Raw genomic sequence first — 13,327 nt, 5'->3', positions numbered from 1 at the left:
GCCGCACTCAAGCTTCTGCGCGACGCGCTGTTACCGCTAACAGCGCTGTCCAGCACCCGCGCAGTAAACTCCTGGTGTTCTTCGGCCTGTGTTTGCTGCCGCTCGGTGGTGCGCTACAGATGCTGCTCAGCGGCCAGTCATGGCTACCCGCTGTGGCGTATCCGCTGGCCAGTCTGATCAGCTTTGCGCTGTATTGGCGTGACAAGCAGCAAGCACGTGTCCAAGGCTGGCGGACCCCGGAAAAAGTCCTGCACGCCAGTGAGTTGTGCGGCGGCTGGCCAGGGGCGTTACTGGCCCAGCAGGCCTTTCGGCACAAAACCCGAAAGCTGTCGTTTCAGCTGAGTTTCTGGGCCATTGTTGCCGTGCACCAGCTGTTCTGGGTCGACCACCTGCTGCTCGGTGGTCGTTGGCTGGACAGCGCGCTGGGCCCGCTGCTCAGATAAGCAGGCCCGGCTGCAGGCGTTTGGGCAGGCGCCTGACCACCAGTTGGTGGGAGCGCTGCAGCAGGTCGCAGAGCTCCTCGCGAGCCATTGGGTAGGGGGGTGCCAAGCTGATCCAGTGTGCCCGTGCCAGATACGGTGCCGGGCGCACGCCGGGGCGGTCGACGTAACCGAGGAACAGCTCGCTGTCGACCTTGAACGACAAACCAGCGCCGGCCAGGTCCAACACCGCGAACATCTTGTTGCCGGCAATCGAGAACACTCGTACACCGCCCCATTTGTAGTCTTCCCGTGCACCGGGCAGGCTCAGGCAGAAGTCCACCACCTGCGCCGGGCTGATTGCTCCCTTAGACATAACGCTCCCCACACTCGGCAAACGACTCCACCAAATGGTCGATCCATACCCGCACGGCAGGCAGAAGACCGCGTCGGTGCGGGTAGACCGCTTGCAAATAACCGCCCGGCAGCGACCAGTCTGGCAGCAGCCGAACCAGTTCGCCACGGGCCAGCTCCTCTTCACAATGCATGATCGGCAGGGCGGTGAAGCCCAGACCATCCAGAGCGGCCTGCTTGCGCACGACAAAGTCGTCAATGGCCAGGCGCGCTTCCAGGGCAAGTTCGTGTTTGTGGCCACGGTCGTCGAGCAGGCGCAGATGGACCAGACGGTCGACGTCAACCGCGCCCAGCACTGCCAAGCCATTGAGGTCCTCGGGGGTGAGCGGGGCATGGGTTGTAGCAAAGCCGGGCGCTGCCACCAGGTACATTTGTGCCTGGCGCAGGCGCCGCGTGACCAACGCCGGGTCCTCGTCACCCAAGTCGCGCACACGCAGGGCCACATCAATGCCTTCGGTGATCAAGTCGACCCGGCGATTGAGTAGCACCATGTCCAGTTGTACCAACGGATACCGTTCGAGAAAGCGGCTGATCACGTGTGGCAATAACGAGTGGGCCAGCCCCACCGGACACGACACCCGCAAGCGCCCTCGCGGTTCACTGGTCATGCTGGCCACGGCCTCGTCCGCCATTTCCGCTTCCAGCAACATGGCCTGGCAGTGACGCAAGTAACGCTCGCCCACTGCGGTCAACTTCAGCTGGCGGGTGGTGCGCTGCAGCAGGCGCGCGCCCAGACGTTCTTCGAGTTCGGCGATGCGCCGTGACAGGCGCGACTTGGGGATCCCGAGCAGGCGTCCGGCAGCAGCAAAACCACCGGCTTCGACCACCCGGGCGAAGTAGAAGAGGTCATTGAGGTCTTGCATGGCGCTCACCATTGTCCTGTCAGTAGGACAAACTAACGCATTTTTGCTGACTTATCAGCTATTCGCCGTCCGGGTAGGATTCTCCCCATCGTGATCGCCCAGATGCGGTCTTCATTCAGGAGAGTCCCATGAAACTGTTGCATATCGATTCGAGCATCCTGGGCGACAATTCCGCCTCCCGCCAGCTGAGCCGCAGCGTGGTCGACGCCTGGAAAGCCGCCGATCCTTCTCTGGAAGTGGTTTACCGCGACCTGGCTGCCGACGCCATTAGCCATTTCTCTGCCGCTACGCTGGTAGCTGCCGGGACCCCAGAAGCCATGCGCGATGCCGCCCAGCAGCACGAAGCCCAGCTGAGCAGCGACACCCTGCAAGAGTTTCTCGCTGCTGATGCGGTGGTGATTGCTGCACCGATGTACAACTTCACCATCCCGACCCAACTCAAGGCCTGGATCGATCGCGTCGCCGTCGCTGGTCAGACCTTCCGCTACACCGAAGCTGGCCCTGAAGGCCTGTGTGGTGACAAGAAGGTGATCCTGGTGTCCACCGCAGGTGGTCTGCATGCCGGCCAACCAACGGGTGTTGGTCACGAAGAGTTCCTCAAGGTGTTCCTCGGTTTCATCGGTATCACTGACCTGGAAATCGTTCGTGCCCACGGCCTGGCCTATGGCGAAGAGCATCGCAACAACGCCATGAGTGCAGCGCAAGCGCAGATCAGCAACGAGCTGTTCGCAGCGGCCTGATCACCGCTCAAGCTGTAATAAAACCGACAGCAGACCTCGTCTGCTGTCGGTTTTTTCATTGAGCTTTCATCCACGTCGCAACGCCTGGCTTTATGCTGGATCATCAACCGGGCAGGGTGACGCCGATGCGCACATTCGCTGCGTTTTTGATCTTGGGCTGGCTTGGCGCTGCCAGTGTGGCGAATGCTGAGCCGGCGCAGCACTGGAGTGTCGGTTTGCACCGCATGGTGTTCGCCGACCCGCTGGACGCGCAGCCGGTGCAAGCGCTGGCGTTCTATCCCTCTACGGGGCCCGAACGTAGCAGCCGCATCGACGGTTATCGGGTCGCCGCCAGCGAAGGCACACCAGTGGCCATTGGCCGCTACCCGCTGCTGATGCTGTCCCATGGCAACACTGGCACACCGCTGGCCCTGCATGACCTGGCCAGTGCCTTGGCGCGCCGGGGTTTTGTGGTGGTGGCGGTCACCCACCCAGGCGATAACGCCCACGATCACAGTCGCCTGGGTACCCTGAGTAACCTCTATGGGCGGCCGCTGCAGATCAGTGCGGCGATTACTGCCAGTCTTGACGATCCGTTGCTCGCGCCCTATATCCGTGGCGAACAGGTCGGGATGATCGGCTACTCGGCAGGCGGTGAAACCGCGCTGATCCTTTCCGGTGCACAACCGGACCCGGAGCGCTTGCGTCGCTATTGCCTGGAACGGCCGCTGGATGCCGATGCCTGCAAGACCAACGGCGTGCTGATCGCTGACCGCGCTGATTTGAGTGCCGAGGCCGACCCCCGAATCCACGCGTTGCTGCTGATGGCGCCGTTGAGTTTGATGTTTGGTCGCCACGCGCTGGCTCAGGTCAAGGTACCGGCATTGATCTACAGCGGTGATCAGGATCAGTTAGTGGCAGTCGACAAGAACGCCCAGGCCTTGGCGCGCAAACTGCCGGTGACGCCCAACTATCGCTTATTGGCCGGTGCCGGGCATTTTGTCTTTATGGCGCCGTGCGACGATGAACAACGCCAGCACATGGCGACGCTGTGTAACGACCCGGAGGGGGTGGATCGCGAAGGTATTCACCTGTCATTGCAAGCTGAAGCGGCGCACTTTTTCAGCCAAACCCTGAGTCGACCTGAGCGGGCAGGGCTCACGGCCGATCAATGATGAGGCGGCGACGCGCCAGCAGCAGCGTCAGGCCAACCCCCGTCAGCGACAGCAAGGCGGCAATGCAGAAGATCCAGGCGTAGCCCAGGTGCAGGGCCACCGCTCCCATCAGCGGCCCGGAAATGGCCAGCGCCAGGTCAAAAAACACCGCGTAGGCACCCAGGCCTGCACCGCGGCTGGACACCGGCACTTGCTTGATCGCCTCAACGCCCAGCGCCGGATAGACCAGCGACAGGCCAAAGCCGGTCAGCCCGGCCCCCACCAGCGCCAGCGCCGGATTGGGTGCCAGCCACAGCAAGGCCAGGCCCAGGGCTTCGGTGCTCATGCAGGCAATGGCCACGGGGTAACCCCCAAAGCGATTGACGGCATTGACGAACAACAGCCGCGAAACAATAAAGCACAAGCCAAAGACACTCAGGCACCAGGCCGCGCCGGTCCAGCCTTGCTCCAGGTAGAACAGGGTGACAAAGGTCGTCAGGGTGCCGTAGCCGATCGAGGCCAGGGTCAGGCCCATGCCACAGGGTGCGACCCTGGCGAAAGCAGACCAGAACGGTAAACGCTCACCGCGCACCACCGGCATCGACGGTTTGTCGCGGATCACCCGTAACGCCAGTACCGCCAATGCCGTCAACATCAGGCCCAACGTCGCGAAGTTCAGGTGGTCTGCGACCATTACACCCACTGGCGCGCCGATGGCGATAGCGCCGTAGGAGGCAACACCGTTCCAGGAAATCACTCGCGCTGTCTGCTCGCTGCCCACCGCACCGATGCCCCAGCTCAAGGTGGCCACGCCAATCAACCCTTGAGCAATGCCCAGAAACAGGCGCCCGGCGAGCAACATCAGCAGGCTCAGCGTCGGCACATTGACCGTCAAGGCCGAGGCGAAGGTCAGCACGCCGCTGATGGCAATACCCAGCAGCCCATAGATGATGGCCTGCTTGGTGCCCTTGCCGTCGGCCACCCGCCCGGCGAAGGGCCGACTGAGCAAGGTGGCCAGGTACTGTAGGCCAATGGTCAGGCCAGCAATGACCGGACTGAAGCCCAGTTGATCATGCACATAGCCCGGCAATACCGCGATCGGCAGGCCGATGCAGAGAAAGGCAATAAAGGTATAGAAGACGATTGCAAGGATTTGCAGGGTGACCGAGAAGCTGCTGACGGGGGCGGGTGGTGACGCGGACATGAGCTTGTTCGCAGGCAGGCGTGGGAGAGGGCCCATGATCGCTGGCGGCGACGATAAAAGGAAGCAGGCTATCTAATTTTTCAGCGCTCAAGCGTGCTGATGCGCTGTGGGAACCAGCCTTGCTGGCGATGGGATACCCGCATCGCTGGCAAGGCCAGCGCCCACAAGGTGCTGTGGGGCTGGCAGCTGTACTGCTTAGACCACGACGCCCTGACTGCGCAGGTAATCATCGTAGGTGCCGCTGAAGTCCACTACACCGCTCGGGCTCAGCTCGATGATGCGGGTGGCCAGCGACGACACGAACTCACGGTCGTGGCTGACGAAGATCAGCGTGCCTGGGTAGTTTTCCAGCGCCAGGTTCAGCGCCTCGATCGATTCCATGTCCAGGTGGTTGGTCGGTTCGTCCATGATCAGCACGTTCGGCTTTTGCAGGATGAGCTTACCGAACAGCATGCGGCCTTGCTCACCACCAGAAATCACCTTGACCGACTTGAGGATCTCGTCGTTGGAGAACAGCATGCGCCCCAAGGTGCCACGGATTATCTGCTCACCCTGAGTCCACTGGCCCATCCAGTCGAACAGGCTGACATCGTCTTCGAAGTCGTGGGCGTGGTCTTGGGCGTAGTAGCCCAGCTCAGCGCTTTCGGTCCACTTGATCGCGCCGGCATCCGGCCCCAGCTCACCGACCAGGGTGCGCAGCAGGGTGGTTTTGCCGATACCGTTCGGGCCGATGATCGCCACGCGTTCGCCCGCTTCAACGGTGAAGCTGAAGTTCTGGAACAGGGTCTTGCCGTCGAAGCCTTTGGACAGCTTTTCGATGGTCACAGCCTGGCGGTGCAGCTTTTTGGTCTGCTCGAAGCGGATGAACGGGCTGACCCGGCTCGACGGCTTGACTTCGGCCAACTGGATCTTGTCGATCTGCTTGGCGCGGGAGGTGGCCTGCTTGGCTTTCGAGGCGTTGGCCGAGAAGCGGCTGACGAAGGTCTGCAGCTCAGCGATCTGGGCTTTCTTCTTGGCGTTGTCTGACAGCAACTGCTCGCGCGATTGGGTCGCGGCGGTCATGTACTCGTCGTAGTTGCCTGGGAACAGACGCAGCTCACCGTAGTCCAGGTCAGCCATGTGCGTGCATACGCTGTTGAGGAAGTGACGGTCGTGGGAAATGATGATCATGGTGCTGTTACGCGCCGTGAGAATGCTTTCCAGCCAGCGGATAGTGTTGATGTCCAGGTGGTTGGTCGGTTCGTCGAGCAACAGCACTTCAGGGTCGGAGAACAGGGCCTGCGCCAGCAATACGCGCAATTTCCAGCCTGGTGCTACTTCGGTCATCGGGCCGAAATGCTGTTCCAGTGGAATACCCAGGCCCAGCAGCAGCTCACCGGCGCGGGATTCGGCGGTATAGCCGTCCATTTCAGCGAATTCTGTTTCCAGCTCGGCCACGGCCATGCCGTCTTCTTCGGTCATTTCTGGCAGCGAATAGATACGGTCGCGCTCAGCCTTGACCCGCCACAGTTCCTCGTGGCCCATGATCACGGTGTCGATCACGGTAAATTCTTCGTAGGCGAACTGGTCTTGGCGCAGTTTACCCAGACGCACGTTCGGCTCGAGCATGACCTGGCCTGCGGAAGGCTCCAGGTCGCCGCCGAGGATTTTCATGAAGGTCGACTTGCCGCAGCCGTTGGCGCCGATCAGGCCGTAGCGGTTGCCGTTGTTGAACTTGACCGAGACGTTCTCGAACAATGGCTTGGCGCCGAACTGCATGGTGATGTTAGCGGTGGAGATCAAAGGGCTTACCTATCAATAGCTTACGTCGCTGGCATTGCGGCTGATACCGATTTGATACCAATTTGCAGCTTTTCCAGCTCGCTCCAGTCGGAGCTTGAGTTAATCCAACGCGCATACGTCGACAGCAGCATTTGCACGCTGTGGCCGAGCTGTTGGGAGATAAATGCGGGGTTGAGGCCAGACATTAAGCATATTGTCGCATAGGTGTGACGACAGTTGTATGGTGGGCGATAACGAATCCCCAGTTCTTTCAGCACCGGCCGCCACTGATGATGGAGATCAGAGGTCTGCTGGACATACTCTGCATTCTTCGATGGCGGGAAAATGAACGGTGACTCCGTGATCCGACCCTTTCCCTTCCTGCGTCGCTCGGCGTACTCCTTGGCGAATTCGAGCGCATGCAAGGCCCTCTCGTTGAGCAGCACGAACCGGTCTTTGCCGGTTTTGGTGCGCTCGACTACCTCGCCCAGCGCAACAGTGCGCTTCACATGGGCAATCTTCTTTTCCAAATCGACAGCATCCCAGCGCAGCTCCAGGCCCTCCGACAGGCGTACGCCGCTAAAAAACACGTACTAGAAGAAAGCCGCGTAGATTTGGCTTGGCCAGTGCGGATGCTCGTAGAGCCTGGTAGTGATCTGGTTCGCCTCCTCTAAAGTGAACGGGTCGATCTCTTTCTTGGTGCGCTTGGGCAGTTGCAGTGCCTCGGCAGGGTTCCTACTGATCAAACCGTCGATCACCGCTGAGCGCAGAATCGTTGATAGCTTGACCAGGGCGTTGAGGCTGGCGCTGTGGCAGTGATCAACTGGCAAAGCAGAGCAGGCACGCCGCCGTGCACTCGAGGAGCAGTTGAAGGCCAACGACAAAACCCACCACCAGGAGCTGACTAATGCCCCAAAAGACCAGGATCGCCTACGCAATCGCCTAGCTACTTCTGATCTCCGGTTGTCAGTCCTACTCGCCGCCCTAGGTAATGGCAGTGGGGTGCCAGCCGCCTCCAGCACCAGCGGCGTGGTTCATGGCGCCGCGCGAGGCGAACTTGACCCAGCGGCTGCTCAACGAATTGTCGCCATAACCGGTGACGGTGACGAGGGATTGAAAGCGCTTCAGGCCTGTCAAGGAATTGTGCGCACATTGGCAGGAGGCTGAGTGAATGACCCGATATTCTCAAATCAGCTCTCAGGTCGGGCGCGCGTAGAAATCATTCAGCGCCATTCTCGTCCGGCGACCATGCTTTATCGCTCAGTTGATTCGGCTTAAGGAACGGCTTGCAGATGTAAAACGTGGGATGGCGAACAGCTACAAGAGTTATTTACAAGTCGCGTAGTTATTAGGATTGGTATTTTCTGGCTATAAAACATTTCTTGGCGCTGCCGGCCCGCAAAGATTGATCCGGGCGGAAAGCTGAGAACTTGCTTCAGATAAATATCCGATATCTGCTGTTGCAGCGTATTGCATTCAGTGGGAAAGATGGGGCTGTGAATGTAGATATCAGTAAGTAGTGGGGGTGAGTGTGTAATATGGTACAGGCTAGTCTTGCGTGTTTTTATAGTTCTTTTTTTATGTTCTGAAAAGTGGTCTGGCAGGGTGAGGCTATGTGCTGAAGTTAGTGTTGACGAGGGTTCAAGATTTTTCTCGGATGCATTCAAGAGCGTTCCTATGGTGCCATTGTTTGTCGAAAATTATTCTATATCGGCGCTTTTGTTGCGCTAAAAATATACATGCAAGGGCACTTTTGAGAGGGTTGTTTTTCAATGAATATGTCTAAGTTACTCTTGACTGCTTCGGTAGTTTTTACTCTGGCTAATAACGCCCTAGCTGCTGATGGCACCATCAACTTCACTGGTGAAATCATTGCCGCATCCTGTGTTGCATCGGCTGGCGCCGGCACCACCACGGGTGGTAGCGCTGGTGCTCAGACCATTGATGTAAACATGGGAAAAGTCAGTCTGGACTCGCTCGGTGGTGCAGCGGGCGGGGGCATTGCTGCCGGTAAATCCATCAACCTGAACCTGGACTGTGGCAACACCGCAGCCGGTCTTACCACCGTGAAATTTGGCTTCGATCCGATGGCCGGCTCGGGTATTGACGAAAAGAACAACAGTCTGCTGAAGACTTCCGGCACCGCTAAAGGTGTTGGCATCGGTATGTACGACAGCAATAACCAACTTATCAACTTATCCGCCAACGAAGCCTACTCCGCAGCACTGGTATCGACCGGCGAAGGTGAGACTGCCAAGTACAACGCCTCCCTGAGCATGCGTGCCGCTTATGTTCCCAACGGCGCCGAACTGGCCGTGGGCACTGCCAACGGCACCCTGCCGTTCACCCTGTCCTACGAGTAATTCGTTATTGCGGGGTGCAACGCCCCGCTTTCTGTGAGATCACCAATGAAATCCACTTTAGTATTGCGCTGGTGTCTGTTTATGGCGCTGGCAGCGCCTTCAAGTTTTTCAATAGCAGGTGTCCAGGTCGGCGGCACGCGGGTGATCTATCCGGCGACTGACCGCGAAGCCACTATCCAAGTGCGCAATGAGGGCGCTGAGGACATCATGATCCAGTCCTGGATTGAAGCTGCATCCAACCAGGCTGAAAGCGACGTACCATTCGCCATCACCCCGTCTCTTGCACGTCTTAGCCACAAAAAACAGCAAGCGTTGCGAATCTTTTACCAAGGTAAAGGATTGCCCGAGGATCGCGAGTCGGTGTTTTGGTTAAGCGTTCAGGAAATACCGCAATTGACTGGGACGGATAACAACCTGCAAGTGGCGTTCCGTCAGCGCCTAAAGTTGTTTTATCGACCGGCGAAACTTCCAGGCACGCCGGATGAAGCAGCAAAAAATCTCAGCTGGAAGCTTGTAAGTAATTCCGGCGAAACGATGTTGTTGGCCAATAATTCCTCCGCATTCAACGTTTCCCTGGGCGTGGCGAAAGTTATTATCGGCGGCAGGGAGTATCTGGCTGAGGCGGAAATGGTCGGCCCTAAAAGTTCGGCAAAAATGAAGATAAAAAATCCCCCTAAAAATGTTCGGGAATCTACCGAAGTTCGATGGGAGTCTGTCAATGACTTTGGTGCTCTGGTCAAATATCAGTCGGTTATTCAGCGGTAATACGCAAATTATCCATTTTTCCAACTCTAGCGAAGGGACTCCGGCTTAGGGAGTGCCCTGCGCATAAGGGTACTAATTTGAAAGCTTTCTTGTCGCCCTCTAAACAAAAAAAGAATTCCAGTCTGAGCACCAGTAGGCACCTTTCATGCGTAGCCGCCCTCAGTTTTCTGAGCTCCACAACAGTGGTCGCTGCCCAATTTAACCCGATGTTTCTCAAGAATAAGGATGCCGAGGTCGATTTGCGTTATTTCGAGCAGTCGAACGGCATCGTTCCCGGTACCTATAGCGTTGATCTGTACGTTAACCAACAATTGGATCGACGTCAGGAAGTTACTTTCGTGGTTGACGAGGAAGCCGAGAACGCTGATGCGCAACCGCTCCTGACTCTTGGACTGCTGCGCGACCTCGGCATCGACGTGCAGCGTTTGATACAAGAAGGCATCGTCTCGGCCGACAGCACTGACAGCGACCCTGTCACTTTACTGCGTATTGACGGCGCAACCCTCGAACTCGACGTGGCCAAGTTGTCGTTGCACATCAGCGTTCCACAGGTTTACATCAAGCGCCGGGCCCGAGGCTATGTCGACCCGTCATTGTGGGATGACGGCATCACTGCGCTGTTCAGCAGCTATCAGTTGAACTTCAACCGTAACACCGGTGACGGCTTTCGCAGCGAATACGGCTACCTGGGCTTACGCAACGGTCTGAACATCGGTCAGTGGCGCCTGCGTAACGAATCGTCGCTCAGTCAGGGCACCGGGACTTCACGGACTTTTTCGAGCAACCGAACCTACCTGGAGCACGATGTTACCAGCCTCAAGGGGCGTTTTGGCGTTGGCCAGCTGTACAGCAATGGTGAGATTTTCGACAGCACGCGTTTTCGCGGTTTTCAGCTTGGCTCGGACATCGGCATGATGCCCGATGATGAAGCCGGTTATGCGCCGGTCGTACGTGGCATTGCCGAAACCAATGCCATCGTCGAAGTACGCCAGAACGGCTATGTGATCTATTCCACCTCGGTGTCGCCGGGGGCCTTCGAGATCCGCGATATCTATCCAGGCGGTTCCAATGGTGACCTGGAAATCACGATCATCGAGTCTGATGGACGCGAGCGTAAATACAGCCAGGCTTATTCCTACCTGCCGGTGATGACCCGCCGGGGAAACTTCCAGTACAGCTTGTCAGTGGGTGAATACGACAATGAACGATCCGTATCGCCCAACATGCTTCAAGCCACAGCAGTGTATGGCGCGACCGACAACCTTACGAGTTACGGTGGTGTGCTCGGTAGCGAAGGTTATACGGCGCTCAACGTAGGTGTTGGCATCAACTCATCGTTAGGTGGGATGTCCGTGGATGTCACCAACAGCCGTTCACGGCCGGATAGCGGCAAGCAGACCACGGGCCAGAGTGTGCGTTTTCTGTACTCCAAGACCCTGAGTAAAACCAACACCACGTTCACCATGGCCGGTTATCGCTATTCTACTTCGGGATATCGCACGCTGAGCGAACACATCGACGAGTCGGATCAGGCCGATTTCTACGGAAGTCGCGGCCGACAGAAGAATCGTCTGGACTTGAGTATCAATCAGACGATTGGTGGCTACGGCTCGCTCTTTATCAGCGCCGGCGAGACCGACTATTGGGATCTTGCCGGCAGTACGCGGCGTTTGCAGGTTGGCTACAGCGCCACTATCGGTGAGGTGAGCTACAGCGTGTCGACCTCTCACACGCAAAATGCTGGCCCGTCGCGCGACTCGGATAATCAGTTGGCGTTCTCGGTAAGTGTGCCGTTCGGCCCGCGTGTTCGCTCGCAGCGCCTCTATGCCAACCTCGCTACTGCCAGTAAAGGTCAGGAGAGTGTGCAGAGCGGTGTCGCGGGTTACCTCAACGATGCCAACACTTGGTCGTACTCGGCTCAGGCCGGGCTGTACGACAGCGAGCGCTCCGGCAGCGTTGGCCTGGGCTGGGATGCGCCGTCGGCCAAGGTCGCGGCAAACTATTCGAAGTCAGGACCCTCGCGGCATCTGGACATGACCGCGTCCGGCTCGGTGGTAGCCCACAGTGGCGGCGTAACCTTCGGTCAACCAGTGGGTGAGACCTTTGCATTGATCGAGGTGCCTGGGGTCAAAGGTGCGGCGGTCGAAGGTTCGACGGCTCGAACCGATGGCGCGGGTTACACCATCGAAGGTTACGTGCAGCCGTATCGCTACAACTGGGTAAATATCGACACCCAAACCCTCGGTAGCGACGTTGACGTCACTGAAACCTCTCAGAGGGTTGTTCCCCGTCGAGGCTCGATTGTCAAAGCCCGCTTTGAAGCCTCCACCGGCCGACGCGTGCAATTTGATCTCCTGCAAGCTAACGGAAAAAAATTGCCATTTGGTGCGCAATTATTTGATGAAGACAATCTGTTGTTAGCGGTAGTGGATAACCAATCGCGCGCATTAGTATTTGGCATCAAGGAACACGGGCGGCTAACTTTAAGTTGGTCTGGTAATAGTTGTAATGTAAGTTACAAATTGCCAGAGCGTGACTCTCTGTTGTTATATGATCAAGTGAAAGCTGCCTGCGATATTCAATTGGCTGCGGAGTAATCAGATGAAATATATAGTGTTATGTTTGTGGGTTTTGAGTGCTGCTTTGAGCTTAAGCACGGTTCAAGCGGCGACCGTGGAAGAGTGCACTTGGTATCTTCAGCAGGGTAGTGGGAATAATAAATTTTTTGTCGAGGCGTCTCTCCCGAGCTCTATAGAGCTGCGTAAAGCTCCTGTTGGATCGGTAATGGCTTCGTCGCAACCGATCATAATTAATCTCAATGGCTCTAGAGGTTTTGTCTGTAATCCGGGGATGCGATATATATCCATGTTAATGGAGCAAGGATCATTGGTGGAAGGTTTCACTGATGTATTTCATACGGGAGTAGCGGGTGTTGGGTTTAGACTTATAGACTTAAATGGGTCTCGCGCAATCCCATTTCAAAAAAGTTATGAGGGAGCGGGTGGGGTCGTTGATGCGTTAAATAAAGTAAGGATTGATTATGTCCGGATATCCCGGGACATTGCAACGGGTCAAGCACTTATGAACTTCAAAGTTCAGCAAATTTTGAATGGCTGGAATGCATTAGAGGTTAAATTCTTCGGAAGTACCAGAATTTACAGTCAAGCGTATTTTTCAGGCTGTACGGGTGTAGAAAAAATTAACATTCCCATGGGGCGTGTTCCAATTTCCAATTTGGGGTCAAAACAGAAGTCCTTCAATCTTGACGTTCTGTGCTCAGGAATGGCAGCCGGTACTAAAGTTCCTGTAAAGGTATATTTTGATGGCAGCTCGGAAGGCCCCGGGCGGTTGAGTTTGGAGCCAGGTGGGGCTAAAGGGGTGGAACTTTCGTTGTTAAGTGACCAGGGCATAAAGTTACCTTTCTCTCTCGGCGGTGCGTTGGGAATGACCTGGGTGAGAAGTGAACCCACAGGAGAGATCTATCGCTTGCCTGTCGTTGCTGAGTATGTCAAGAAAGATTCTCAAGCGTTCGAGCCGGGTATGGCTAATGCCACATTGAACTATATTCTTGAGTACAACTAAAGCAGTTGTCGAATGTAATGGTTTGGTGTCGACTGGAGTAGTTGCTATTTCTGCTCCAGGTCGCAAGTCATATATGTTCTTTG

10 protein-coding genes and 3 pseudogenes are annotated in these 13,327 nt (G+C 56.9%); 8 read left to right on the top strand and 5 right to left on the bottom strand.

What is annotated here, in order from left to right; all coding sequences use genetic code 11:
• Positions 1-5: 5 nt before the first annotated feature.
• Positions 6-443: pseudogene (locus CX511_RS14135) on the top strand (DUF1294 domain-containing protein); the annotation flags it as partial.
• Here the strand turns inward: CX511_RS14135 and CX511_RS14130 are convergent.
• Both CX511_RS14130 and CX511_RS14125 read right to left on the bottom strand, forming a co-directional pair.
• Positions 436-795, bottom strand: a complete 360-nt coding sequence (locus CX511_RS14130) for an MmcQ/YjbR family DNA-binding protein (protein WP_045189388.1) — start codon at positions 793-795, stop codon at positions 436-438. The pseudogene CX511_RS14135 and the gene CX511_RS14130 overlap by 8 nt on opposite strands.
• Positions 788-1,696, bottom strand: coding sequence for a LysR substrate-binding domain-containing protein (locus tag CX511_RS14125; protein WP_045189386.1), 909 nt, complete (start codon positions 1,694-1,696; stop codon positions 788-790). Before CX511_RS14125 ends, CX511_RS14130 begins: the two co-directional genes overlap by 8 nt.
• A gap of 128 nt (positions 1,697-1,824) precedes the next feature.
• On the opposite strand from CX511_RS14125, the gene CX511_RS14120 reads away from it, so the two are divergent.
• Together CX511_RS14120 and CX511_RS14115 are read left to right on the top strand one after the other, a co-directional pair.
• On the top strand, positions 1,825-2,436 hold the full coding sequence (locus CX511_RS14120) for an FMN-dependent NADH-azoreductase (protein WP_045189384.1): 612 nt from the start codon (positions 1,825-1,827) through the stop codon (positions 2,434-2,436).
• Between the two features lie 125 nt (positions 2,437-2,561).
• On the top strand, positions 2,562-3,590 hold the full coding sequence (locus CX511_RS14115) for an alpha/beta hydrolase family protein (protein WP_045189452.1): 1,029 nt from the start codon (positions 2,562-2,564) through the stop codon (positions 3,588-3,590).
• Here the strand turns inward: CX511_RS14115 and CX511_RS14110 are convergent.
• The 3 genes and pseudogenes from CX511_RS14110 to CX511_RS14100 all read right to left on the bottom strand — a co-directional run.
• Positions 3,574-4,773 carry an MFS transporter gene (locus tag CX511_RS14110; RefSeq protein ID WP_045189381.1) on the bottom strand — a complete coding sequence of 400 codons (1,200 nt, stop codon included), beginning with the start codon at positions 4,771-4,773 and terminating at the stop codon, positions 3,574-3,576. The genes CX511_RS14115 and CX511_RS14110 overlap by 17 nt on opposite strands.
• A gap of 195 nt (positions 4,774-4,968) precedes the next feature.
• Entirely contained in the window at positions 4,969-6,555 is a 1,587-nt protein-coding gene (locus tag CX511_RS14105; RefSeq protein ID WP_045189379.1) for an ABC-F family ATPase, read from the bottom strand.
• Positions 6,556-6,575: 20 nt separating this feature from the next.
• A pseudogene (locus tag CX511_RS14100) lies at positions 6,576-7,331 on the bottom strand (tyrosine-type recombinase/integrase); the annotation flags it as partial.
• On the opposite strand from CX511_RS14100, the pseudogene CX511_RS14095 reads away from it, so the two are divergent.
• From CX511_RS14095 to CX511_RS14075, 5 genes and pseudogenes are all read left to right on the top strand, one after another.
• Positions 7,332-7,701 (top strand): annotated as a pseudogene (locus tag CX511_RS14095) (lysis system i-spanin subunit Rz); the annotation flags it as partial.
• 611 nt (positions 7,702-8,312) lie between these two features.
• Complete coding sequence (locus CX511_RS14090; RefSeq protein WP_101292491.1) at positions 8,313-8,897, top strand: fimbrial protein; 585 nt, start codon at positions 8,313-8,315, stop codon at positions 8,895-8,897.
• A gap of 45 nt (positions 8,898-8,942) precedes the next feature.
• Positions 8,943-9,662, top strand: a complete 720-nt coding sequence (locus CX511_RS14085; protein WP_101292489.1) for a fimbrial biogenesis chaperone — start codon at positions 8,943-8,945, stop codon at positions 9,660-9,662.
• A gap of 206 nt (positions 9,663-9,868) precedes the next feature.
• Entirely contained in the window at positions 9,869-12,259 is a 2,391-nt protein-coding gene (locus CX511_RS14080) for a fimbria/pilus outer membrane usher protein (protein WP_101292554.1), read from the top strand.
• A gap of 4 nt (positions 12,260-12,263) precedes the next feature.
• On the top strand, positions 12,264-13,244 hold the full coding sequence (locus CX511_RS14075) for a fimbrial protein (protein ID WP_101292487.1): 981 nt from the start codon (positions 12,264-12,266) through the stop codon (positions 13,242-13,244).
• Positions 13,245-13,327 lie beyond the last annotated feature (83 nt).

The sequence above is a fragment of the Pseudomonas sp. S06B 330 genome, from assembly GCF_002845275.2.
Classification (GTDB): Bacteria; Pseudomonadota; Gammaproteobacteria; order Pseudomonadales; family Pseudomonadaceae; genus Aquipseudomonas.
The sequence above is the reverse complement of the archived record's forward strand: the minus strand, read 5'-3'. Positions and strand labels throughout refer to the sequence as shown.